Origin of the sequence: Mucilaginibacter galii, assembly GCF_014635825.1 — a bacterium.
Lineage (GTDB): Bacteria > Bacteroidota > Bacteroidia > Sphingobacteriales > Sphingobacteriaceae > Mucilaginibacter > Mucilaginibacter galii.
Genome location: NZ_BMDO01000003.1, coordinates 31,670 through 56,659, shown reverse-complemented (window position 1 = coordinate 56,659; position 24,990 = coordinate 31,670). Strand labels below are relative to the sequence as shown.

23 protein-coding genes are annotated in these 24,990 nt (G+C 43.3%); 8 read left to right on the top strand and 15 right to left on the bottom strand.

Features of this window, described 5'->3' with window-relative positions; translation table 11 throughout:
- Positions 1-133 precede the first annotated feature (133 nt).
- The 3 genes from IEV61_RS07100 to glmM are packed head-to-tail and all read right to left on the bottom strand — an operon-like array spanning position 134 to position 3,116.
- Complete coding sequence (locus tag IEV61_RS07100) at positions 134-1,267, bottom strand: cysteine desulfurase family protein (protein WP_188415171.1); 1,134 nt, start codon at positions 1,265-1,267, stop codon at positions 134-136.
- Between the two features lie 29 nt (positions 1,268-1,296).
- Positions 1,297-1,683 carry a four helix bundle protein gene (locus IEV61_RS07095; protein WP_188415169.1) on the bottom strand — a complete coding sequence of 129 codons (387 nt, stop codon included), beginning with the start codon at positions 1,681-1,683 and terminating at the stop codon, positions 1,297-1,299.
- A 41-nt stretch (positions 1,684-1,724) separates the two neighbouring features.
- Positions 1,725-3,116: a phosphoglucosamine mutase gene (gene glmM / locus IEV61_RS07090; protein WP_188415167.1), complete on the bottom strand. Its 1,392-nt coding sequence runs from the start codon at positions 3,114-3,116 to the stop codon at positions 1,725-1,727.
- A 161-nt stretch (positions 3,117-3,277) separates the two neighbouring features.
- Here glmM and IEV61_RS07085 point away from each other — a divergent pair, with 161 nt between their 5' ends.
- Both IEV61_RS07085 and IEV61_RS07080 read left to right on the top strand, forming a co-directional pair.
- Positions 3,278-3,841, top strand: a complete 564-nt coding sequence (locus tag IEV61_RS07085) for a phosphatase PAP2 family protein (protein ID WP_188415165.1) — start codon at positions 3,278-3,280, stop codon at positions 3,839-3,841.
- Complete coding sequence (locus IEV61_RS07080) at positions 3,841-4,554, top strand: ZIP family metal transporter (protein ID WP_188415163.1); 714 nt, start codon at positions 3,841-3,843, stop codon at positions 4,552-4,554. The genes IEV61_RS07085 and IEV61_RS07080 overlap by 1 nt, the downstream gene beginning before the upstream one ends.
- Before the next feature lie 73 nt (positions 4,555-4,627).
- On the opposite strand, the gene dctA is transcribed toward IEV61_RS07080, so the two are convergent.
- Positions 4,628-5,872, bottom strand: coding sequence for a C4-dicarboxylate transporter DctA (gene dctA / locus IEV61_RS07075; RefSeq protein ID WP_188415161.1), 1,245 nt, complete (start codon positions 5,870-5,872; stop codon positions 4,628-4,630).
- 465 nt (positions 5,873-6,337) lie between these two features.
- Between dctA and IEV61_RS07070 the strand changes: the two genes are divergently transcribed.
- The 3 genes from IEV61_RS07070 (at position 6,338) to IEV61_RS07060 (ending at position 12,916) form a co-directional block, all read left to right on the top strand.
- Entirely contained in the window at positions 6,338-6,769 is a 432-nt protein-coding gene (locus IEV61_RS07070; RefSeq protein WP_188415159.1) for a hypothetical protein, read from the top strand.
- A gap of 50 nt (positions 6,770-6,819) precedes the next feature.
- The gene (locus IEV61_RS07065) at positions 6,820-9,909 is read left to right on the top strand and encodes a leucine--tRNA ligase (RefSeq protein ID WP_188415158.1); all 3,090 of its coding nucleotides are present in this window, start codon (positions 6,820-6,822) and stop codon (positions 9,907-9,909) included.
- 460 nt (positions 9,910-10,369) lie between these two features.
- Positions 10,370-12,916, top strand: a complete 2,547-nt coding sequence (locus IEV61_RS07060) for a TonB-dependent receptor (protein WP_188415155.1) — start codon at positions 10,370-10,372, stop codon at positions 12,914-12,916.
- Between the two features lie 170 nt (positions 12,917-13,086).
- On the opposite strand, the gene IEV61_RS07055 is transcribed toward IEV61_RS07060, so the two are convergent.
- Positions 13,087-14,904 carry a MutS-related protein gene (locus tag IEV61_RS07055; protein ID WP_188415153.1) on the bottom strand — a complete coding sequence of 606 codons (1,818 nt, stop codon included), beginning with the start codon at positions 14,902-14,904 and terminating at the stop codon, positions 13,087-13,089.
- Positions 14,905-14,975: 71 nt separating this feature from the next.
- Between IEV61_RS07055 and rlmH the strand changes: the two genes are divergently transcribed.
- Both rlmH and IEV61_RS07045 read left to right on the top strand, forming a co-directional pair.
- Positions 14,976-15,449, top strand: coding sequence for a 23S rRNA (pseudouridine(1915)-N(3))-methyltransferase RlmH (rlmH, locus tag IEV61_RS07050; RefSeq protein ID WP_188415151.1), 474 nt, complete (start codon positions 14,976-14,978; stop codon positions 15,447-15,449).
- 174 nt (positions 15,450-15,623) lie between these two features.
- Positions 15,624-16,535 (top strand): cation diffusion facilitator family transporter, encoded by a 912-nt coding sequence (locus IEV61_RS07045; protein WP_188415149.1) that lies wholly within the window; start codon positions 15,624-15,626, stop codon positions 16,533-16,535.
- Between the two features lie 120 nt (positions 16,536-16,655).
- On the opposite strand, the gene IEV61_RS07040 is transcribed toward IEV61_RS07045, so the two are convergent.
- Together IEV61_RS07040 and IEV61_RS07035 are read right to left on the bottom strand one after the other, a co-directional pair.
- Positions 16,656-17,090, bottom strand: coding sequence for a DUF5606 family protein (locus IEV61_RS07040; RefSeq protein WP_188415147.1), 435 nt, complete (start codon positions 17,088-17,090; stop codon positions 16,656-16,658).
- An 82-nt stretch (positions 17,091-17,172) separates the two neighbouring features.
- Positions 17,173-17,610 carry a peptidylprolyl isomerase gene (locus IEV61_RS07035; RefSeq protein WP_188415145.1) on the bottom strand — a complete coding sequence of 146 codons (438 nt, stop codon included), beginning with the start codon at positions 17,608-17,610 and terminating at the stop codon, positions 17,173-17,175.
- A 160-nt stretch (positions 17,611-17,770) separates the two neighbouring features.
- On the opposite strand from IEV61_RS07035, the gene IEV61_RS07030 reads away from it, so the two are divergent.
- Entirely contained in the window at positions 17,771-19,027 is a 1,257-nt protein-coding gene (locus IEV61_RS07030; protein ID WP_188415143.1) for an asparagine synthetase B, read from the top strand.
- Between the two features lie 137 nt (positions 19,028-19,164).
- Here IEV61_RS07030 and IEV61_RS07025 read toward each other — a convergent pair whose 3' ends face one another.
- The 8 genes from IEV61_RS07025 to IEV61_RS06990 form a co-directional block, all read right to left on the bottom strand.
- Positions 19,165-21,072, bottom strand: coding sequence for a DUF294 nucleotidyltransferase-like domain-containing protein (locus IEV61_RS07025; RefSeq protein ID WP_188415141.1), 1,908 nt, complete (start codon positions 21,070-21,072; stop codon positions 19,165-19,167).
- Positions 21,069-21,773 (bottom strand): 3'-5' exonuclease, encoded by a 705-nt coding sequence (locus IEV61_RS07020; protein WP_188415134.1) that lies wholly within the window; start codon positions 21,771-21,773, stop codon positions 21,069-21,071. The genes IEV61_RS07025 and IEV61_RS07020 overlap by 4 nt, the downstream gene beginning before the upstream one ends.
- A 152-nt stretch (positions 21,774-21,925) precedes the next feature.
- Positions 21,926-22,636 (bottom strand): hypothetical protein, encoded by a 711-nt coding sequence (locus IEV61_RS07015; protein WP_188415132.1) that lies wholly within the window; start codon positions 22,634-22,636, stop codon positions 21,926-21,928.
- A complete protein-coding gene (locus tag IEV61_RS07010) occupies positions 22,608-23,294 on the bottom strand; it encodes a hypothetical protein (RefSeq protein ID WP_188415131.1) in 687 nt (228 codons plus the stop codon). Before IEV61_RS07010 ends, IEV61_RS07015 begins: the two co-directional genes overlap by 29 nt.
- 31 nt (positions 23,295-23,325) lie before the next feature.
- The gene (locus IEV61_RS07005; RefSeq protein ID WP_188415129.1) at positions 23,326-23,463 is read right to left on the bottom strand and encodes a hypothetical protein; all 138 of its coding nucleotides are present in this window, start codon (positions 23,461-23,463) and stop codon (positions 23,326-23,328) included.
- The gene (locus IEV61_RS07000; protein WP_188415127.1) at positions 23,460-24,128 is read right to left on the bottom strand and encodes a hypothetical protein; all 669 of its coding nucleotides are present in this window, start codon (positions 24,126-24,128) and stop codon (positions 23,460-23,462) included. The genes IEV61_RS07005 and IEV61_RS07000 overlap by 4 nt, the downstream gene beginning before the upstream one ends.
- A complete protein-coding gene (locus tag IEV61_RS06995; RefSeq protein WP_188415125.1) occupies positions 24,125-24,463 on the bottom strand; it encodes a PadR family transcriptional regulator in 339 nt (112 codons plus the stop codon). Before IEV61_RS06995 ends, IEV61_RS07000 begins: the two co-directional genes overlap by 4 nt.
- Positions 24,464-24,592: 129 nt before the next feature.
- Positions 24,593-24,922, bottom strand: coding sequence for an L-rhamnose mutarotase (locus tag IEV61_RS06990; RefSeq protein ID WP_188415123.1), 330 nt, complete (start codon positions 24,920-24,922; stop codon positions 24,593-24,595).
- Positions 24,923-24,990: the final 68 nt, after the last annotated feature.

Genomic DNA, 24,990 nt, shown 5'->3' with positions numbered 1-24,990 from the left:
GCAAAGATTTGAGCGTTGGATGGATAGTTCTAGATCCCACTCAAAAAAAATACAAATGCCAAAATAACGTCAAAAAAATGGGGCAATAATACAATTCATGTACTACTGCCCCATCTTCTATTTAGGTGATTGTTTAAGCGTTCACCGAAACTATCTCACGAATTTTGTTGAGCGTGAAATCGATCTCGTCGCGGGTATTGTATTTGGAGAAAGAAAAACGTACGGCCGGCCTGTCGGGGTTGGCGCCAATTCCGTTTAACACGTGCGAGCCAATGTTGGTACCCGAGCTGCAAGCGCTGCCGCCCGATGCCGAAATGCCGGCAATGTCTAAACTGAACAAGAGCATGTCGGCCATTTCCATTTCAGGGAATGATACGTTGAGCACGGTGTACAAACTTTTTTCAGGCGCAGTCTCGCCGTTGAAATGAATCCCCGGAATTTGCTGTAATTGATCGATCATGTAGCTTTTTAAGCCTTGAATATGTTGCTGATGAGCGGCCATATCTTTATAAGCCATTTCCAGGGCTTTAGCGAGCCCCACAATGCCATAGATATTCTCAGTTCCCCCACGCATATTTCGCTCCTGAGAACCGCCGTAAATCATCGGGTTTATCTTCACTTTGTGGTTAATGTACAAAAATCCGGTACCTTTTGGCCCATGAAGCTTGTGTGCAGCACATACCATAAAATGTACTTTCAACTTACCCAGGTCGTGCGGATAGTGTCCAACCGTTTGTACGGTATCGCAATGGAACAGGGCATTGTATTGCTCACACAGCTCACCAACACGCTCAACATTGGTAAGCGTACCCAGCTCGTTATTGGCGTGCATGAGTGACACAAAGGTACGTTCGTTCTCCTGCAGCAGTTGCTCCAGGTGGGCGTAATCTACATTGCCTTTATCGTCAATATTAACAAAGCTTAATTTTATATTGCCGGCTTTTTCCAAAGCTTCGAGCGTATGAACCACAGCGTGGTGCTCAATACGACTGGTGATTGCATGCTTTAAACCATGATCAATAATACCGCAACGGATAGCTGTATTATCGGCCTCGGTACCACCTGAGGTAAAAAAGATCTCGGCCGGCGATGTATGCAATAAACCTGCAATGGTCTTGCGCGCCTTTTCTATTAAAGACCTGGCCTCGCGGCCATGCGCATGTATGGACGATGGATTACCAAACTGGCTTTCCATTACCTGAACCATTTGCTTCATCACCTCCGGATCAATCGGTGTGGTAGCGGCATTATCAAGATAAACTCTCATTACAATGAGTGAATTAGTGAGTGTGTGAATTAGTGAGTTTTATCAATTTTGGATGATATTGTCTTACGTGCAGACGATACCACTTTTAGGATTTCTTTTCCTTCAATCATTAAATTCATGACTGTCGGTTTATCTACAATATTCGATTCTACAAGTATTTCCATCCAAAACAAGCTTTCATCTGCTTCTTCAATTACAATGCAAATCTTCGAATAGAATTCAGCCTGTGAACGTGCTCTACAAGCAGCTCTGTAATTGGCCCCAACTGATGATGCAGAGCGTAATAATTGCTTGCCAATTATCTGCGCTTCTACTGTTCGTGGTAGTTTCCTATAAATTTCTATTACGTCAATAACAAATCTTTTAGTGCGATTCCTGAACTGTTCGGCGAACTCGCTTTTTCCGTAGTCTTCCATCTTAAAAGATGCAAAATTCACTCATTCGCTCATTCATTAAATCACTCATTAATTTGAAGAATTCCTTTTATATCAGCTATTATCTGATGCGCCAATGCGTTTGCGGCATCTTCCGTTTCAGCTTCCGAGTAAATACGAATGATAGGCTCGGTGTTTGATTTACGCAGGTGAACCCATTGCTTGTCGAACTCTATTTTCAGACCATCTATTGTACTGTGCGGTTGGGCCATGTATTTTTCCTCTACCTTAATTAATAAGGCATCGATATCCATACCGGCGGTGAGCTCAATTTTATTCTTAGAGATAAAGTAACTCGGGTAGCTGGCACGCAGAGCAGATACCGGCTTGCCATATTTAGCCAGGTGAGTTAAAAACAAAGCTATACCAGCCAGGGCATCGCGACCGTAGTGGGTATCGGGGTAAATTACACCGCCGTTACCTTCGCCGCCAATAACGGCGTTCACTTCTTTCATTTTAGTAACCACGTTCACCTCACCTACCGCAGCGGCATGGTACTCGCCACCGGCCCGTTCGGTTACATCGCGCAGTGCACGGGTAGACGACAGGTTAGATACCGTGTTACCTTTAGTATGCTGCAACACGTAATCGGCTACAGCTACCAGGGTATACTCTTCGCCAAACATTTTGCCGTCTTCGCATACAAAGCAAAGGCGGTCAACATCAGGGTCAACGGCTATGCCTAAATCGGCCTGGTTGGCTAACACTTGTTTAGATAGTTCGGTCAGGTTCTCAGGCAATGGCTCGGGGTTATGCGGAAAATGACCAGTTGGGTCACAAAATAGTTTGTGAACCGTTTTAACGCCTAACGCCTCCAACAAAGCCGGTACAAAAATACCACCTGTAGAATTTACAGCATCTACTACTACTTTAAAATCAGCTTTAGCAATAGCTTCGGCATCTACCAGCGGCAGTGCTAAAATCTCGTCTATGTGTTTTTGAAGATATGTATCGTTAACAGTTACCATGCCCAGGTCATCAACTTCGGCAAAATCGAAATCACTGCTTTCGGCAATATCCAACACTTCTTTACCATCAACGTCGGTAATAAATTCGCCCGTAGCATTTAACAACTTCAAGGCGTTCCATTGCTTGGGGTTATGGCTGGCGGTTAATATAATTCCACCGGCTGCTTGTTCGGCAGGTACGGCAATTTCTACCGTTGGCGTGGTAGACAAGCCCAGATCTATTACATCAATACCCAAGCCTTGCAAAGTGCCTATCACCAGGTTGTTCACCATTGCGCCAGATAAGCGTGCATCGCGGCCAATTATTATTTTGCGAATGCCGGTCTTCTTAACAGCCCAGGCACCAAAGGCCGCAGTAAATTTTACAATATCCAACGGAGTTAAACCATTGCCTGCTGCACCGCCAATAGTACCGCGTATACCTGATATAGATTTTATAAGCGTCAAACTGTAAATATTAAGCCACAAAAATAAATATTTTATTGATGGATACAGGTATAAAAACCGCTGGGTTATTATAAGATGGTTTATTGGTTATATTTGCACCCCTCCAAACTCCATAAAAAGAGAGTGGGCAAAAGCCCGGAGGGGTTAATAGCAACAAGTAAATGCCTGATTTTTTATTACACCTCGACCGGCAGGTGTTCTATTTCATCAATCACACGTTAACCAACCCATTTTTCGATTGGTTAATGCCCTGGCTGCGCAATCCTAAGTTTTGGATCCCAGTTTATGTTTTCATTATTGGCTTCAGCATTTATCATTATAAAAAGACCGGCGCTTACCTTATCGTGTTCTTGTTGATGGCCGTTGGCGTGTCTGATTTTGTGAGTGCAAGCCTCATAAAATCACAGGTTCAACGTGCCCGCCCCTGCCGCGATGTGGTGTTAGCCCAAAGCATTACCAGCAGGGTGCCTTGCGGTACAGGTTACAGCTTCCCTTCCACCCACGCCAGCGATCACTTTGCCATGTCGGTATTTTTAGGATTGGTGTATCAGCGTAAATGGCGATGGATTTGGCTATGGGTTATTTTGTGGGCAGCACTGGTATGCTTTGCACAGGTGTATGTGGGCGTGCATTTCCCGATAGATGTTACCGGCGGCGCTATTTTTGGCGCATTGGTAGGTTTTATATTTGCCCTACTGTTTAAAAAATTTCAACCTCAGTTCTAATGACCTGGTATTTACTATTATTGTTCTTCTGCGCTTTTTTAGGTGGTATAGCCGTTTTCCTGTTTAAGGGAGGCAACCATAAGCAGCTTAAACTGGTGCTTTCTTTTAGTGGTGCTTACCTTTTTGGCATCACGGTACTGCACCTTATACCCGATGCCTACCATGGGCAAGACCATTTGGTGGGCGTTTTTATTTTAGGTGGATTTTTATTCCAGATAGTGCTTGAGCAATTTTCGGAAGGGATAGAACACGGCCACATGCACGTGCATGAGCACGATAAAGCGGTTTTCCCATTAGGCATTATGGTGAGTCTATGCCTGCATGGCTTTTTAGAAGGCATGCCGTTGGCCAGCGGTTATCAATCGCAATTGGTGTTTGGCATTGCACTGCACCATATTCCGGCTGCTTTTGCTTTGGGTACGGTATTGTTAGCCAATCATCAGTCTAAGGGTAAAACCATTTTCTTCATAGCCTTATTTGCCGTAATGGCGCCAGCCGGTTACTTTTTCAGCAATGCCTTGAGCAGCGGCGGCATTGGCAACCTGCAGCAGTACTTTAACCGCATTATGGGTGTGGTGATCGGGATATTTCTGCATATATCTACCACCATCCTGTTCGAAGCCGGACCCGACCATAAGTTTAACCGCAGAAAGTTAATAGCGGTACTGTTGGGTGTTGGTATAGCCCTTGCGGGTTTCGTGAGTGAATTATAAGTTTCGCGCTTTGAAGTAAGCCGTTACCAGAGATTTTTTAAAGCCAATTATTCCTTGGAGAGTTTGAGAAGGTTTACTGCTTTACCGCCTCTGCATACTTTTCCCGGTCAAAGGCTTTTTCGCTGATTGAAATTGCTATGGTGGCTACGCCGTTGCCTATTACGTTAGTAATGGCCCGGGCTTCGCTCATAAAACGGTCTACACCCAATAACAAAGCCACGCCCTCTACAGGGATGATCTTAATGGCAGCCAGCGTAGAAGTAAGCACAATAAAACCACTGCCCGTTACCCCTGCGGCACCTTTAGAGGTTACCATGAGGATGCCGATGATCGTAATTTCCTGCCCTAACGATAATGGCACATGAAATACCTGCGCCAGGAAAATAGCAGCCATACTTAAATAGATGGTGGTACCATCCAAATTAAAGGAATAACCTGTAGGAATAACCAAACCCACCACAGAACGGGCACAGCCTAATTTTTCCAACTTTTCCATCATACCTGGCAAAGCCGATTCGGACGATGAGGTACCAAATACAATCAGCAGTTCCTGCCTTATAAAACGCAGATACTTCCACAAGCTTACTTTGCACAGGTAACAGATAATGTTAAGCACGACAAAAATAAATAGTGCCATGGTAATATATACCGAGCCCATTAACATGGCTAACGGCTGCAGCGTTTTTATACCATGTGTGCTTACCGTATAGGCAATACCGCCAAAGGCGCCCAGCGGCGCCAGCCGCATTACCATATATAATATATTAAAGAACACCTTCGACAGCTTTTCAAACGTACCAATAAGCGATTGCCCGGCACTGCCCATACGGCTTAGCCCGAAACCAAAGAGCACAGCAATAATAAGGACCTGTAGAATATCACCCTTGGCAAAGGCATCAACAAAATTACCGGGTACAAGGTGGCTGAAGAAGTCTCCCAGGTTCATCTCTGCAGCTTTTTCCTGGTACTGAGCTACCTTGCCTGCATCGGCACCAGTGTTCATAGAAAGTCCGGAGCCGGGTTTAACCACATTGGCCACCGTGATACCTATAATTAAGGCAAAGGTGGTTACGATCTCAAAATACAATAAAGCCTTTCCTCCTACGCGGCCTACTTTCTTCAGATCATTCATGCCGGCAATGCCCAGCACGATGGTGAAAAATATGATAGGCGCAATCAGCATGCTGATCAGGCTAATGAACATTTTACTGATGCGTTGGGCTGTAGGCCCGAAAGCCGGAAAATACAAGCCCACCAGCACACCCAGTACAATAGCTGTAATAACCTGAAAAGTAAGATTAGAAAACAAACGCTTCATGTAAGAGAATTAGCACACAATAATAATATAATTTTTTGCTGCTAATGCATAAAGAAGTTGAAACTGTGCTTAAGGCTGTCCCTGATACTTCGGTTTGGAAACGTAGTAACACTCGAGGCAATTAGCGCAAAAATACCGTTTTACCGGGTACCAGAATAAAAACAACTTAACCCACATTCCACGTTTAACCCGGCGCTTAAATTCAAGGTTGCACACCGGACACAATGGAAGCTTGCTCTTCCTTGCATTCAAATCTTGATTTGTAGAAAGATCATCCATACTATTCCCTCATCATTTTTTAACAATTAACCACAAGGCAAGTTATTATAAACTATTGGTTATATTTAGTGATTAAAATAATTTATGAAGTTTCAATATAACTTAGACTTGGAATAATAAATATTAACCATTAAGTTATTTGTATTATCAGATTTTTATATATTTACCCATATTATGCAAAACCTTATGAAAAAATATTTTTACCTATCACTTTTAGCAATAGCATTTATCTCCTGTTCCAAAGAGGCAAAAACGCCAGAGAATCTGAAGCAACAAATGGTTGACAATTGGTTTTACCGCGGCGCTTACTCAATTAATTATTCTGCAAAAGGCCAACCGCTTGATTCTACAAGGATTTTGACCACAACTAAAGATATTTTTAATTTTAAGAGCGACGGATCTTTTACTACTACTAACAATAACGGAAAAGAGACAACTTCAGGCACTTTTACTACACCTACTACCAGTACCTTTGTTTTACGCGAAACGGGCGTTAGCACTCCTTCTACCTGCCGGGTAATCAGCATTAACCTCGATACCTTTATATTTGCTGTACCGCAGGTACCTAAAGTTACCGGACAGCCATATACCGAAACAAAGGTTACCCTTTTCAGGTAGCATGCTTTTAATCTTTTTCGTAGCTTCGCGATTATTTGTGAATCAGCGAAATGGACTATCAGTTTAAAGACATTGAGAAAAGGTGGCAGCAGTTTTGGGCGAGCCACCAAACTTTTAAAGCCGATAATCAATCGGCAAAACCTAAGTACTATGTGCTCGATATGTTTCCTTACCCATCAGGGGCAGGGCTGCATGTAGGCCACCCGCTGGGTTACATTGCTTCTGATATTTTTTCGCGCTACAAACGCCTCAAAGGGTTTAACGTACTGCACCCCATGGGGTACGATTCGTTTGGCTTACCGGCCGAGCAATACGCCATACAAACCGGGCAGCACCCTGCCATTACCACCGGAGACAACATTGCCACTTACCGTCGCCAGCTGGACCAGCTGGGCTTTTCGTTCGACTGGAGCCGCGAGGTGCGCACCAGTTCGCCCGATTATTATAAATGGACGCAGTGGATATTTATGCAGCTTTTTAACTCCTGGTATAATAAAGCCGATGAGAAAGCCGAAAGCATAGATGAACTCATAGCTCACTTTTCTACAAATGGCTCGCAAGGCATCAACGCCGTTGCCGATGAAGAAGTTGCCACCTTTACTGCCGATGAGTGGAACGCCATGGGCGAAGAAGCCCAACAAGCCGAACTGTTAAAATACCGCCTTACTTACCTGCGCGAAAGCACCGTTAACTGGTGTGCTGCCCTGGGTACCGTATTAGCTAACGACGAGGTAAAAGACGGCGTAAGCGAACGCGGCGGCTACCCCGTTGAACAAAAGAAAATGATGCAGTGGAGCATGCGCATTACCGCCTATGCCGAACGCTTATTACAAGGCCTCGACAATATTGACTGGCCCGACCCCCTCAAAGAAATGCAACGCAACTGGATAGGCAAAAGCGTTGGTGCGAGCGTGAGGTTTGGTTTGGAGCGAGGTGTGAGGAGCGAAGAACCAAGAGCGAAGATTGGGGAGCGAGGAGAAGAGAACGTTCCTGAAACTCCGCACTCCGAAACTCCTCTCCCCGCAACCTTCTTCGAAGTTTTCACCACCCGGGTAGATACCATTTTTGGCGTAACCTTCGTGGTACTTGCACCGGAACATGAGTTGGTAACGGCTTTAACTACGCCTGAGCAAAAGGAAACGGTGGAAGCTTACATAACACAAACCAAAAAGAAATCGGAACTGGACCGGATGGCCGATACCAAAACCGTATCGGGTGCTTTTACGGGCAGCTATGTGCTTAACCCGCTAAATGGCGAAAAAATACAGCTTTGGATTGCCGATTATGTGCTGGCCGGTTACGGTACCGGTGCCGTAATGGCCGTACCCTCAGGCGATCAGCGCGATTACCTGTTTGCCAAGCATTTCGATCTGCCTATTGTCCCTATTATGGACATTCAAAACATTGAGACCGAAGCCGACCCTACCAAAGAAGGTAAATACATTAACTCCGACTTTATTAACGGCTTAACTTATAAAGAAGCTACCGCCGCCGTGGTTGCCAAACTGGAAGCTGTTGGCGCAGGTAAAGCCAAAGTGAACTTCCGTATGCGCGATGCCATTTTTGGCCGTCAGCGTTATTGGGGCGAGCCGGTGCCGGTTTACTTTAAAAATGGTTTACCTTATTTAATTGAGGAAAGTGAATTACCGCTAATCCTCCCCGAAATTGACAAGTACCTGCCTACCGAAAGCGGCGAACCACCATTAGCAAGAGCTGAGGGATGGAAATACAAGCCCCTCCCAAACCCTCCCAGGGAGGGAGGGCTTTTAGAAGACGGCCAATCAAAAATCTCCCCTTCCGGGGGAGATTTAGAGGGGGCTCCTTACGAACTAAGCACCATGCCCGGTTGGGCGGGTAGCAGTTGGTATTGGTACCGTTACATGGACGCGCAAAACAACGAAACCTTTGCGGCTAAAGAAGCGGTGGAGTATTGGAAAGACGTTGATTTGTACATTGGCGGTTCTGAACATGCCACCGGTCACTTGCTGTATAGCCGTTTTTGGAACAAGTTTTTGAAAGACATAGGCTTGGCTATTGAAGAAGAGCCGTTCAAGAAGCTGATTAACCAGGGCATGATCCAGGGTCGGTCAAGCTTTACTTACCGCCTGAACCCATTACTGCTAAACACAGACGATAGTTATGTTAAGCCTGAGGTATACATTTCTAAAGGTGTATACGAGCTTTATAAAGAAGGCGATTTTGATACCATTGAACAAATAGCTTTGTTCTATAAAGAGTTACTGCCAGCGCCTGCCGAGTTAGGCGAAATGGATTTCAGCAAGCTGCATGCAGATGTGAATATGGTGAGTAACGATGCGCTGGATATAGCGGCTTTCCGTAATTGGAGAGCCGAAAATGATAAGGCTATTTTCATTTTAGAAGATGGTTCAGTGATCTATCCAACCGATGAGGCCAACCACGAAAGCAAATTTGTTTGCGATACAGAGGTGGAGAAAATGTCGAAATCAAAATTCAACGTGGTTAATCCCGATGATTTGATTGAGCGTTACGGTGCCGACACTCTGCGTATGTACGAAATGTTCTTAGGTCCGCTGGAGCAAAGCAAACCTTGGAACACCAATGGTATTGAGGGTGTGTTTAAATTTTTGCGCAAGTTCTGGCGTTTGTTCCATAACGATCAGTGGGAATTTAACGTAAACAACGATGCGCCAACCAAAGCGGAGTTTAAATCGCTGCACAAGATCATTCGTAAGGTGGAAGAAGATATCGAGCGTTTCTCGTTCAATACTTCGGTATCGAGCTTTATGATTGCCGTGAATGAGTTAACAGATTTAAAGTGCAACAAAAAAGATATTTTACAAGATCTGGTCGTTATCCTATCGCCTTATGCACCGCACATTTGCGAGGAGCTTTGGGTATTGCTTGGTAACGAGGCTGGTACCTTATCGTACGCTCCCTATCCTGTATTCAATCCATCTTATTTAATTGAAGACGAGTTTGCCTACCCCATTTCGGTTAACGGTAAAACGCGCTTAAATTTAAACATGCCATTAACCCTGGAGCCTAAAGAAGTGGAAGCCCTGGTACTGGCCAACGCCGATGTGCAAAAGTACCTGGATGGTAAAACCCCTAAAAAGGTAATTGTAGTAAAAGGCCGTATTGTAAATATTGTGATATAAGCTAAACCTACGTCATGCTGAGCCTGTCGAAGCATTCGCCGCTTGGCTAAGCTTTCGAAAGCTCAAACTGACATAAGTTAAGAACAGACTTTTAATACCACATTGTGGTCTAAACATTTGAAAGACTTGTTACTCCCTGCATGTAACGTATTGCAAGGAGTAACAAGATTTCTCGTTATCACTCGAAATGACAATTCTTATTATCCTTTAAGCATCTCTTATAAACTTATTCATACCATTCAACCCAATAAAACGGCCACTCACCCAAAATCTTTAAACTATTTCGCAGCCTTAACGCATCTTTGCTGCATGAGAATGACAGTCTTAAACTATCCACTCAACAGCAACAATTTGCAACATTGCTGATACAACCTCGGCATTAGCACTCTTTTTAAAATAATTGCGTTTGAGCGTGTAACAAATCAACCTTTATCCTATCCTACTACCAAAATCATTATAAATGAAACGAATTTTTTTACTTATTGCATTTTTTGGAGCCGTATTGTCTGCACAGGCGCAGATACCCAGTACAGGCTCTACTATAAAAGGCCGCGTCTCTGGAACCATTATAGACTCTATTACTAAAAAGCCTTTAGATTACGCCACCATCAGCCTTTCGCGCAGCGGTGGTAAAGCTATATTGAACGGTACCCTAACCGACGAAAAAGGTAACTTTAAAATTAACGATATAGCCCCTGGTAGCTACAAATTGTCAATTACCTATATTGGTTACCCAACCAAGGTAATTGACCCGGTAACTACCACCCCTGGCAAACCCGACAATAACGTTGGCAGCATTGTAATTTCATCTGGAGCCAAGGCATTGGGTGTGGTAACAGTACAAGGTACAACTCCAATTATTGAGAACCGTATTGATAAAATAGTTTACAATGCCGAAAAAGATGTAACCTCGGCCGGTGGTAATGCTTCTGACGTATTACGTAAAGTACCATTGGTATCTGTCGATTTAGATGGTAAACCGGCATTGCGCGGCGACCAAAATGTACGCGTGTTAATAAACGGTAAGCCATCGGGTGCATTATCGAGCAACCTCGCCGATGTATTGCGCACCATTCCTGCCGATCAGATCAAAAGCATTGAGGTTATCACTTCACCTTCTGCTAAATATGACGCCGAAGGTTCTGGTGGTATCATCAACATTATTACTAAAAGCAAAAATGTGTCGGGTTTAAGCGGATCTATTAGCGGTGGTATTGGTACCCGTCAAAACAATGGTAATGCCAACGTTAATTACAAGCAAAACCGCTTTAGCATTGGTGCTAACTTAGGCAGTAACTTTGCATGGCCTCAAACATCACTGGTTGATTTAAGAAACGTTTCATCAGGTAAATTAGCTGATGGTACTACAGGCCAGATACGCCGCGTTCAAAACTCTTCCGCCGAAACTAAACGTTATGGCACTATTGGTTCGGTAACTACCGGTTACGATTTTAATGATTTTAACAGCATTACTTCAACCATTCGCGTTAATGGTGGTGGTTTTAAAACCGATGGTAATACTTACAATACCAACAACTCACTCCTTGATACTATTTACAACAGCAGGAATTTAAGTAAAGCTACTTTCAGCGGATTTGACTGGAATGCTGATTACACACACAAGTTTAAGAAAGAAGGTGAAGAACTTACCGTAGCCGGTCAGTGGAGCCACAGCAAAATCACTTCTGATTTTGAAAGCAGTTTTACCGACTTGAACAACCTAACCGATATTGCTAAATTCCCTAACCAAAGAGGTAACAACAGCGGTACTAACGACGAGTATACTGCACAGGCCGATTATACCCTGCCTATCAGTAAAATTGTTAAGTTAGAAGCCGGTGGTAAAGGCATTTTCCGTAGAATAAGCAGCGTTTATGCGATTGCTAACCAGGCCAATAACAACACCGGTCCCTTTGTTCAAAACACTAATCTATCTAACGATTACGACTACAGCCAGGATGTATATGCAGGTTACACCGTATTGAGCTTTACTCTACCTAAAAACTACGCATTACAAACAGGTTTACGTGTAGAGAATACCGACATTGTAGGTACCCCTAAAAATTTAAATCAACCAGGTTTACAATCGTTCCCGCAAAATTATACCAATTTTGTACCGAGCTTTGTATTATCTAAAACAGTTAAAGGAACGCAAACCTACAAATTAAGCTATAACAAGCGTATTCAGCGCCCAAGCTTAACTTACTTAAATCCTTTCATTAACAAGGCTAACCCCGATAACCAAACACAGGGTAAGCCAGATTTGAGACCAGAGATTGCACAAACTGTTGAATTAAGCTACAACACGTTTATTAAATCATCGGTAATTAACGTTTCTGCCTATTACAAACGCACCAGCGACCTTATTGAAGGTATTGCCGATACGTTAACGGATCCTGAATTGCAAAGACGTGTTACCCGTACTACTTACCAAAACGTAGGTAAAAACAACTCGTTCGGAGCAAGTTTCTTTGGTTCAATTACCCCATGGAAACCATTAACCATCCGCGCCAGCATTAACGGCTTTACTTACAGCCCTAATGCCAACAGCAGCCAGCAAGCACAACAAACCAGTACCGGCACTTACTTCCAGTACAACGCTTTCGGACAGGCTTCTTTAACCCTAAACCACGGTTTTGTAGCCGAAGCGTTTGGTGTGTTTAACTCACCTCGCCGTACTATTCAAGGTAATAACCCATCGTTCAGCTTAATTGGCTTTGGTTTCAAGAAAGACATCATTGCCAAGAAATTCACTTTGGGCTTGAATGCATTGTCACCTTTCCAGAAATACTTGAAGTTTGATCAGGACATTAGCGGACAAGGCTTTAGCCAAACTCAAAAAATTCGTTACCCTCTACAATCATTCGGTTTAACGTTTAGCTACAATTTTGGTAAAGTAAATTTTGGCGCACAACCGGCTAAAAAGAAAGGCGTTAAAAATGACGACTTACTACAAGGCGGCGATCAAGGCGGCGGCGCACCAGCAGGTGGCGGCGGCCCGAGATAATGAAGATTAGAGTCAAGAGCTAAGACTTTTATATAAACCAAAAATGTCATTTCGATTACTCGAAATGACATTTTTGGTTTAACCACTCTCTGTCTTTAATTAAAGCCTGCACTTATTTCTTGGTTCTTGTTTCTTGGCTCTCTTTTACTGGCTCTTGCCTTTTCTCTCTCCTAAACCGGCTTAGAAAAAATCCCTATTTGTTCCAGCAATAGCGAGGCATTAAAAGTTTTACATTCGCCGGGTTTCATCTTATAATCGAACAGCATTTCGCCGTTTACCACCTGTATGTCGAAATAGAAGTTGCGCACGTAATCAGTATATTGTTTTTCCAGTTCGGCCAATTGCAAATCGTGTGTGGCTACCAAGCCTACTCCCTGCTGGCTGATCAATCGTTCTATGACCGCTTTAGAACCCAGGTATTTATCCACCGAATTAGTACCACGCAGCATTTCATCCACCAAAAAGAAGATGTTTGGCTGTTCAGCTACTGCCTTCAGGAGCATTTGCAAACGATCTAATTCCGCCTTAAAGGTAGAAGTACTTTCGTTAAGCGAGTCTTTAATACGCATGTAACTGAACAACTGCACTACCGACACCTGCATGCTTTGAGCGCAAACAGGTGCACCAGCTAAAGCCAATACGGTATTAATGCCCAGCGTGCGTAGGAACGTGCTTTTACCTGCCATGTTAGAGCCGGTAATAATGTCTATTTTGCGGGTATTATTTAATTCATAACTGTTGGCTACCCGCAGTCTTTCGTTAATTAGTGGGTGAGCAATGGTTCGGGCGGTTAAAGTGAAGCCTTCGCCGTCTGCAATTTGAGGCATGGCCCAATCGGGGTTGTTAATGTGCAAACTTGCCAGGCCCAGGAGAGCTTCATAATCGGCCACTACATCAAAGGCAACTTCTATATTTTCGTGGTTGGCCCGTTTCCACTTTTCAATAGCGATAACGTAACGTACATTCCACACTAAAACAATATTGAGAAAAAAACCCACTACCATATTCAGGCGTGCATTCAAATTATTGATAAGATTTGATAGTTGTTTGATAATTGACGAAGTGCTGTTACCGTTAGTAGCCTTTACTTTATTAGCCAATGCCGAATTATATTCGGCATGCCACTGTTCCTTTTCTATACTATTAAAAACATCGGCATAGCTTTTTAGGGTGTTCCCAATTTTACCGGCTATCAAGTCGGTTTGATTGGTATGTTTTGCGGTAACACCTGTTATAATAAAATTAAGTATTGCAATGCTAATAGCTACAATATTGGCATAAGGCAAATAAAACGATGCTATAAAAGCTGCAATAAATAACGCAGGGCCAACAATTACATATTTACTTAGCCAGGCTTCGCCGGGCAGGTGTAACGGCTTATGTAGGTATTTAAAAAGTTGTGAGAGTTCATTAACATGTTGCTTGTTTGCAAACAGCAACCTGGCCTGCATATCAAGTTTCCATGAATTTTTATCTTTCAGTTCTATAACGGCTTCCTGCCTTCTCAAGACAACCTGTTTAGAGGCGGGAGCATTTAACCAGTCGGCCAGTTTTTGCCTGCCATTTGCAGTGGCAGCCCGGTTAATTAATTGAAATAAAGAAGCATTACCAAAAATATCCAGATCAGATGTGTAATAGTGCTTTTCGTTAACAAATACCTCACCGTTAGGATAAATATTGCTAAATTGTTTTATACTGTCTAATTCATTTTGATTGACTGCTTTAAAATCTTCATAATACTTCTTTTGCTTATCAAACCAGCTTTGCCTCGCTATCAACCATCTAAATGTAGCGCCAATTACAATTGCCCCTAAGGCAAACAGGACAAAACTATCTAACTTAACCGACCAGTAGATGACCGTTAAAAAGCAGCCGAAAGCAACTAACCGCAAAATAGAAAACAGGTTTGCTTTTTTGGAAAAGCGCTTTATCTGCGCATCGGAAAGATTGATATGATGTTCGTATTGTGCAATAATGGTTTGATTCATTAGGTTTTGTTATTTAAAGGCCAAATTAAACCAAATTTTAACAGCTTATAGTTTTCCCGTTTATTTGCACCATGAAAATTACCCTGCTCACCGTAGGTAAAACCGAAGATGCTTATATTAAAGACGGTATAGACAAGTTTGTAAAACGGCTGAAACATTATACCAAACTTGAAATTACAGACCTGCCCGAGCTCAAAAACACCAAAGCCCTCACCCAAGAACAGCAAAAGACCCGCGAAGCCGAGCTGATCCTCAAAAAACTAAGCGTAACCGACCATGTGGTGTTGTTAGATGAAAAAGGCCTGGAGTTTAGTTCTGTACAGTTTGCCGATTACCTGGATAAAAAAGCAATTGGCTCGGTGCAAAGCATGGTGTTTATCATAGGTGGCCCTTACGGCTTTGATGCGTCGGTCTACCAGCGTGCCAATGCGCAACTCGCCCTCTCGCGTATGACGTTTTCGCACCAAATGGTGAGGTTGTTTTTCGTAGAGCAGTTATATCGGGCTTATACCATCATTAAGGGCGAGCCGTATCATCATCAGTAAAAGAGACAAGAAACAAGAGCCAGGAAACAAGACTTTTTGAGCGCCATACCTTTCCTCCTTATGAGGATTGGGGCTTATTTATTTTCAAAATTTTGCTCCCCCTTTAGGGGGTTGGGGGGCTACCGCTTATCTTTGTGCAACTCCAGCTCCCCCTTTAGGGTGCCGGGAGACTTAATGGCACACGACCACTCACATCATCACCACGATCACGCACCTAAGATAGACCACCTTAATACGGCCTTTATTGTAGGTATTATACTTAATTCGGCCTTTGTGGTGATAGAAGCTATTGTTGGCTTTGCTAATCATTCCCTCTCGCTGCTTACCGATGCCGGGCACAACCTGAGCGATGTGGCCAGTTTGGCGCTGGCACTGCTGGCTTTTAAGCTGTCTAAAATGCGGTCTAACCAAGTTTATACCTACGGTTATAAGCGATCTACCATTGTGGTATCGCTGCTGAACGCAATTATACTGGTGGCTGCCGTGGGCATTATTGCTTATGAGGCCATATTGCGCACAGGCCATCCCGAACCCATACCGGGCATTACCGTAGCCTGGGTAGCTTTTGCAGGCATAGCGGTGAACGGGGTTACAGCCTGGCTGTTTATGAAAGACAAGGAGAAAGACCTTAACGTAAAGGGCGCTTACATGCACATGGCGGTAGATGCCATCGTATCGTTAGGGGTAGTGATCTCGGGGATTGTAATGTACTTTACCAAATGGTACTGGATAGACAGCGCCGTAAGCCTCATTATTGTGGTTGTGATTATTGCCGGCACCTGGAATTTATTGATGGACAGCATTCGCCTGGAAATTGATGGCGTACCCAAGAATATGAACCTCGAAGAAATTAAGGCTGAACTATTAAAGGGTAAGGGTGTGAAAGAAGTGCACCATATGCATGTGTGGGCCCTGAGTACCACCGAAAACGCCCTTACTGCCCATTTGGTGATAGACCCTACCGACATGCCCAACTTTGATGCTATTAAGCATGACCTGCGCCATCGGCTGGAACACCTCGAAATACAACACAGCACCTTTGAGCCCGAGTTTGCAGGCGAGGCTTGTAAGGAGCAACAGTGTTAGCCCCTTTAAATTAGAGCTTTGAAACGTTTAAATAAAACGCTTGATAACAACAAAGAAGGCCGATGATTATCATCGGCCTTCTTTGTTGTTATGAGGATTACCTCCTTTTAAGAGTTAGATTTATTCTGCAGCTGTAACTTCGGCTTCTCCCTCAGGTGCCGGAGCTGTAGCAGCTTCCTCATTAAATATGGGCATCTCTTTTAAAAGATGAAACCAGGTTAAAATCTTTTTCATATCCGAAGCGTATACTTTCTCTTCGTCATGATCAGGGGCTACTTCGCGGAAAAACTCACGCATGGCTTTACCATCTGCCTTGGCATCAGGTACCGATTCGGCAGCTTTCATGCGGCCTAAAACGTCGGTTAGTTTAATATCGTCTTCATTGCCAAAAATGGTAATTTCATCTAAGGCAGCCATCTTGGCGGTCGAAAGGTTAACCACCAATTTGGTCTTTTTACCGTCGAGGCTTTCGAGCACAAAACCCGTTTTGTTTTGGGCCAGCGCTCTCCATAAACCAGGTTTTCCGGCTACAGATACAATTCCTTGTAAGTTCATATGTTTCAGTTGTCTGTGATCTGTTGTCTGTCGTCTGTGATTCATTTACCGAAAACAGACAACTGACAACAGACAACACAATTTATCCTTCAATTACGTCTACGCTCAAAATTTTATCGCCCTGGCGGATAGCATCCACTACGTCTACGTTTTCTACCACTTTACCAAATACAGTGTGGTTACGGTCTAAGTGAGCAGTGTTATCGCGGCTGTGGCAAATAAAGAATTGTGAACTGCCGGTGTTACGGCCAGCGTGTGCCATTGACAATACGCCACGGTCGTGATATTGGTTTTCGCCGGTTAATTCGCAATCTATACGGGTACCTGAGCCACCTGCACCGGTACCGGTTGGGTCGCCACCCTGTATAACGAAATTAGGGATTACACGGTGAAAAGTAACACCATTATAAAAGCCTGTTTTAGCCAGGTTTAAAAAGTTAGCTACGGTATTAGGTGCATCTTTATCGTAAAATTCGATAGTCATGTCACCTTTTTCGGTTTTCATTATTGCTTTACTCATCTCTTCAGTTTTTATAAATAGGTGGCAAAGTTAAACATTTTAGCCGTTACCGTAAACTTATAATAGCTTATGTATTTATTCGTTACATTTGGTAACCCTTCCCAAACCCTCCCCGGAAGGGAGGGCTTAAATACAACATTGCATAATGCGGCATTTGAACATGAAGAAACACCTTTTAGCTTTCACCTTTTTCCTTTTACCCCTCCTCTCCCAAGCTGCCTCAATACTGCTGCCTATGGATGAGGTACAAAAAGACCACCTGAAAAGCTATGGTATTGCCTATTGGATATTACGTCAGGGTGAGGAGGTAGACTGGTTGCTCAACTACCGCGGCGGCAGTTTCATGACCAAGTACACTAAAGCCCTCGAGGATGAATGCAAGATACGTGGCGTGAGTTACGAGGTACTGGCCGATGCCAAGGTGAATAACATACTGACCGAAGTTAGCGACCCATCAGTTAATATGGACATTGTCAAGCTCGAAAAAGCGCCTAAAATGGCCGTATATTCACCCAAAACTAAATTACCATGGGATGATGCCGTTACGCTGGTGCTCAAGTATGCCGAAATTCCTTACGATGTGGTGTATGATGAAGAGGTAATTAAAGGCGATCTGCTCAAGTACGACTGGCTGCACATGCACCACGAAGATTTTACCGGCCAGTACAGCAAGTTCTATGGCAGTTTCCGCTTTCAGCCCTGGTACCAGGAAGATGTTAAAGGACAGGAAGCTATGGCGCACAAACTGGGCTTTAAAAAGGTATCGGCAATGAAACTGGCGGTGGCCCAGCATATTCATGAATTTTGTGGCAACGGTGGATTTTTGTTTGCCATGTGCTCCGGTACCGATACTTTCGATATCGCCCTCTCGGCCGCCGGTACCGATTTATGTGAAAGCATGTTCGACGGCGACCCGGCCGATTACCGTGCCCAAAGTAAACTGGACTATAGCCAAACCTTCGCCTTCCAAAATTTTAAGTTGGATATGAACCCCATGTCGCACCAGTTTAGCGATATTGATGTGACTCCCTACCGACAGGTAAGCCGCGACCGGGACTTTTTCACATTGTTCGATTTTTCGGCCAAGTGGGATGTGGTGCCCAGTATGCTTACCCAAAACCACGATAAGGTAATTAAAGGTTTTATGGGTTTAACCACGGCCTACAACAAGAACCGCCTCAAACCCGGCGTAACCATTATGGGCGAAATGAAAACCCAGAACGAAGCCCGCTACATTCACGGCGAATACGGCAAAGGCCAGTGGACCTTTTACGGCGGCCACGACCCCGAAGACTACCAGCACGCCGTAGGCGACCCTCCTACTGACTTAAAGCTACACCCTAACTCTCCGGGCTACAGGTTGATCCTGAATAATGTGTTGTTCCCGGCAGCTAAGAAGAAAAAGCAGAAGACGTGATGTTTTAAAGATAGTCTGCAAGTAGGCTATTAATTTCATTGGAGCGATAGCGACGGTACAACCACACTCGTAAAGGTATAAACGCATGCGGTTGTAATTCAATTTAGATTATTCTGGACTCCTTACTCTCTCTTATCTTACCCCAATACGCTATTGGTAAATTCGATTTTGATCTTGGATTGAAAACTGCCGATCACTTTGAAAATCTCTTTTAAAGTCACCCGTTCTATTTTGGTAAGCGTAGACAGATCGATGTAATTATCGGGCTCCTTTTTATCCTGTATAATTTGTATGGCCTGTTTTTTAAGGCGCATGCTCATTAAGAAATAATAAGATTGATATAGCTCGTGAAAACCCGCCTCTGAAAACACATCCAGCTTGCGCAGGGCTTTCATACGCTCGCCCGTATTCACTTCAAATACGCGGTTCTTAAGCGCATAAACACGCACCAGATCAACAATGGGTGTCATAGCTTTTTTAATATCGAACACCTCGCGGCTATTTTTTGTAAAGGTACGAATGGTATTGAAAAAGGTTAGTGGCGGTTCATATTGCAACGCGTTAATGGCCATGTTATAGAAAAGCTTATCCATAGGCTTTTGCAATTCCTCGTTCAGGAAAGTTTTCAACTCGTCCATGATAGAAGCTTCGCCATAAACAAAGCGGCAATCAAAAAACGTGGAGAAGTTGATCACCGTTTCGGGTAACGATTCGGCCATCCAGCTTACATAATTCCGTTTCCAATGCGATAGGGAGTGTGTCCATTTGGGGTTTTGCGCCATAAAACCTCCGGTACAATAACTGATGCCAATACTGTTTAGCCTGCCCGATACCTCCGTGGCAAATTCGAGGAAGTATTCCCGGACTTCCTCGCGGTGCTCGTTTGCCTTGTCTTCATAAATAATAGCGTTATCCTGATCGGTTTTGAAAGTTTGCTCCTTACGCCCTTCACTACCCAATACCATGAACACAAATTTAGCGGGCGGCGGGCCTACATGTTCAATAGCCCCCTCAATTACCTTTTGGGCAATGGTATCAGCAATGGTAGTTACCACCTGGTTAGCAATCTGCGCGTTCACACCACGCTCCAGCAACTGGTTAACAAAGTGCGGAATCGACTCCCATTTGCGCTTCAGCTCTTCATCGCTAACAGCCGATTTTACCGATTGAATGAACACCAGCGGCGATTGTGCCTGCTCGCTCAGCAGCTTGTTGCGGCTTAAAAAGCCTATGTAGGCACCCTGCTTTTGCACCAAGAGGTAACGTGTTTTGGTGCTAAACATCATCAAAATTGCCTCGTAAACGTAAGCCTCTACATCAATACTAACAATGGGGTTATCCATTACGCTGCTTACCGGCTCCAGCGGGCTTCTTTGCTGCGCAATTACTTTATCGCGCAGGGTTATATCGGTTACGTAACCGGCTATGCGGTTTTGCCCATCGGTTACAAAAAGGCAGCTTACCTTATGTTCGGCCATTTTACGGGCAGCTTCATACACCGGCGTTAAACCGGTACATTGTACAATAGGCCGGTATTCAATGCTTTCTACCTTACGCGAGTATAGTTGATCGGCAGCCAGATAGCTTTCCTCAAAGGCGGCAGGCTGTTTAAAGAAATGTACAAACTCCTCGTTTTGCATACGCTTGCCAAACTCTGCCGTGAAATACACAAAAAAATCGTCGTAAGCCTTACACAACGCCCTAAAATCGCGGCGATGCAGAAAATACACCAAGGTACCTTTCTTAGCAATTACTGTCCGCAACGATTGCCGGCGGTTCAACAGTACCGACACTCCCCCAAAGCAAAAGCCTGGTTCGTGATGTTCTATCAAACGCTTATCCTGGGCACTATCGTAAAAAAATGATTCGTACTCCCCCTTAACAATAATGTCAATACCTTTGAGCTTTGTGGTTTCTTGCTGGTAAATTACTTTGTCTTTATGATAACTTACCTCTTGCAACTGCTCGGCAACACCCTCCAGCACCTCCAATGGTAGCAGGTTAAAAGGCGTTATACTTTGAAGATAGGCTACACGCTCATTCATAAATGGTGTGTTGTAAAGTAAATTAATATCAATATAATTACAGATAATGCTACGGGTACAGTTTTGGCCGATAAAGCCTTCAAACTTTTAATGGCTGGCTGTTCCTGCTGTTGATCTATTACTTTCTCGCTAATCTCGGTACGTTTTAGTAACTCGAAAAAGCACTCGGCGGCGGCATGCGCATCGGTAAGGGCATTGTGCTGATTTTCTAATGGCTTGTAGAACAGGAAAGCGTAGAGATCACCCAGTAAAAGGCTCTTAGGCATAGGGGTCCAGCGTAGTTGGGTAGTGGCCAGCATGGTGCAAAACAGCGGTAGCCTGGCCAGCGGGTTAACCAAGCCTGCGCGGTAAAAATCGGCGCTTAAAATGTGATAATCCAACTGTACAAAATGCCCTATTACCAAGGGTTGATATTGCTCCAGATCATTTGCCAGCAATTGCATAACATCCTTTCGAGCTTCTCCTTTTACAGCCAGCAAACCGGGGTTAATGCCATGAATTTCCATGGCTTTTGGTGTAATTACAAAATCTGAATTGAGGATATAATGATCTTCGCGCTTTACTTCATGCCCATCTTTGGTATACACCAGCCAGCTTATTTGCACGGCCGACGGCCAATTGCCCTCTGTAGAATATGGCAGCTCCCAGTTAATGGGCAGCCCGGAGGCTTCAGTATCAACAAACAGCAGGTAGTCGTTCACGCTTAGGCAATATATAGTTTAATTGGTACACTGCTAAGCTGATGCAGCAGTTGAGTGCAAAGTACAAACTATATACAATTAAAGCTATGATAAGTTGATTAATAACCTCAACGTTTTTACAAGGCCAAAAGCTTATAGAAATTTGTTGATTTTTAAGAAGCTATCTGCAGGTACCGTTCTTCTAATTCGCGGCAAGTGGCTACCGCATGTTGCTGGGTTTTGTTAATGGTATAAAAAGTAATAAGCAGCATGAGCAACACGCCACCAAACAATAAACCTGTAAAATTAGGATTGATGTGCCGATAAAGCTTTAACTGCACCATTAACACGTTGTACAATTGAAAAACTACTATGCTAATAACCAAGTATACGCTACCCATTTTAAAGGTTAGCATTTTTGTATAGCGTTTGTAACGACCAGAGTTGATCATACCGTTTACCATTAAAGCCAGCATAAGGATGATAACTGTGGAAGTAAACACCACCTCCGGTTGGTTAATGGCGCTGAAAGCTATATTAACCAAATAAATAAAAGCAGCCATTAAGGGCAAATTTTTCCAGTTGAAATTAGCTATATAAAGGTTTCTGAAAATTTTGATATAACGCTTTTGTAAATTGTTGCGCATGGCATCTTCAAATACACTGAAACCCATAATGCCAAACTCAGAATGCGCCAAGTGAATAGCATGTGCGAGCGAAAGGTTATAATTATTGCTCATCATATCTTCTACCCGGCAAACCATGTGATCTATGATCTCTATCTGCAAATCGGGCTCGGTAAAGCCGCGTTTGGTAACAAAGGTTTTAATCAGGGCATATCCTGTGCATTTAACTTCATGCGGTTCTGCTACTTTTAAATTCATGCTCGCAGGAACGGATACAGGCAAGGCAATAAATAAGCGTAAAGGCAAAAACCGTAGTCATTGCAGCCGGATGTACCGCAACCAATTTGTACTGGTAATCCTCCCCGTTAAACAGAAAGTTGTAAAGATTTGGCAAATTAATGATGGAGTTGAGTACAACTATTGGAACATAGCCTTGCTTGCTTATAAAGACATCGGATAACGAACGCTTACCTTTTTGTATCCGGTTATTGCGCGTAAGCCAATGCGCATAAAACCACAAGTAAAAAGACAGTATAGCCAAGCCGCCAAATAAGATGGCAGCTACAATTTTTACAGGTGGAAGATAAAACCCAACTATAAACATTATAGTTAAAAAACCAAAGGTTTGCCAGGTAAACATGGCTTTAAAATTTTGCCATATTAAACGCCCAATGTTCTTCTTATAAGCCTTCTCTTGCTCTTTCGCTAATTTTTCTATACCCATAAAGCCACCAAAATGCTCATCAACTACTTGTTGGTACACAATTTTGATGTCTTGCAGGTTACCTTCTTTACGAAGCTCTTCTATACCCGTTAAAATATGGTCGGCTATTTCATCATAAATTTCCTGGAAGGGAATATCGTACCAATTGAGGCGATCTTTAACCCAGTGAGTTTCTTTGGTTGTAAGTATCATGTTATACAGATGGTTTTAAGTTTAATAAGGCCTACAACTGCTCAATAAAAGCCTGTTCTTCCTGCAATTTGCTGGTTACCTCCTGTCCTCCCTGCCCGGTTAAGCGGTAATTGAGCGTATCACGCAAATGCTTCCGTAAAAGCTGGGTTTGTTGTAAAGTTGGTTTCATGAAGCCAGTTGCATCTTAAATTCATCACGGTACACCCTTATAAAGCTAAGGCTGTAAATAAAAAAGAACAATGCTGTTACTGCAATTAACGAGGCATGGGCCTGTTTAAAGAACATATAATTATCATCACTTACAAAAAGCGGCGGCAAAAAAATAAACAAATTAAAAAGGCTCATACTCAAACAACCTATTTGTTCAATTACCTTGTCTTTGATGGATGGCTTTTGGTGCTTACGGTTAAAAAAACGAATCATTCCACGCAAGGCAACAATAATAGTCGGACTAAAACCTACGGACAAAACAATAATTAGTATGGTCTTTCGCGATATAGCATCGGCAGCGTAGTACATACTGCCGGCCAGCAATACAGTAAACAACAGTAATGGAAGTTTAAAATAAGACAATTGGTATTGCCATTGCTTTTTCCTGATGTTACTGCTTACTATTTTAGCGCGTTCTGCTTCCAGCTGTGCTAAAGTACCAATGCCGCCAAAATCGCTATTAATGATAGCGTCAAACGCCTGTGGCTTAGAAACATTAGTATCCGGTTGCTCTTCAATGGCTGTCAAAACATGGTCGTATACTTCGTTGTACGTCTCCTGATATTTAACATTCAACCATAATAAGCTTCTTAAATACTCCTGATCTTCATGAGTCACTTTCATAATGCTTGAGGTTTTAAGTTTAATACGGCCTGTAACTGCTCAATAAAAGCCTGTGCCTCCTGCAATTTGCTGGTTACCTCTTGCCCTCCCTGCTCGGTTAAGCGGTAATACTTGCGCACACGGTTGTCTACAATTTCATTAAAGGTTTCAAGCAAGCCGTCGGCCTCTAACTTGTGCAGGGCGGGGTATAGGGCGCCTTCGGTGAGTTTCATTTCGCCGGCAGTAAGTTCTTTAACCTTTTGCGTGATCTCATAACCATACATTTGATCGTTGTCCTCAAGCAATTTAAGAATAATGGTTTGCAGCGTTCCTTTTAATAACGGGCTTGTGCTCATAGAAGCAAATGTATAATAATTTTACATACATAAGAAAACTATGTATGTAATTTATTAATAAAAAAAGGCTGCTAAGTTAGCCGCCTTATGTTCTGTAGTTCGGAATCTGTAATAAAAACGTTTATCTTTCTACAAAGAAAAGATCACCTTAGCCAGTTGCCATTTCTCCCCAGGTTTTGAGCCAGGTAAAGCTTGTTGGTACTTCCACATCATTTGCTCCCATTTTTGCACGGTTGCATTACTTTCATCGGCTTCTGCTTTTTTTTCCATAGAAAAATCGTCGGTGGCCTCTATAATCATGTTTAACCGGTTGTTATACCGGTATATCTCCATTTTGGTAATGCCCGAGGCTTTTATGCTTTCAATAATCTCAGGCCAAACATTTTGGTGATAGGCTTCATACTCCGCTATCAGCTCAGGATCATCTATCAGATCCAGGAAAAGACAATACTTTTTCATCTTATTTATTTACAGTGACGGGCCACTATTTTAATCATTTGGAAATGTTTAAGCCTGGCTAATGGTTT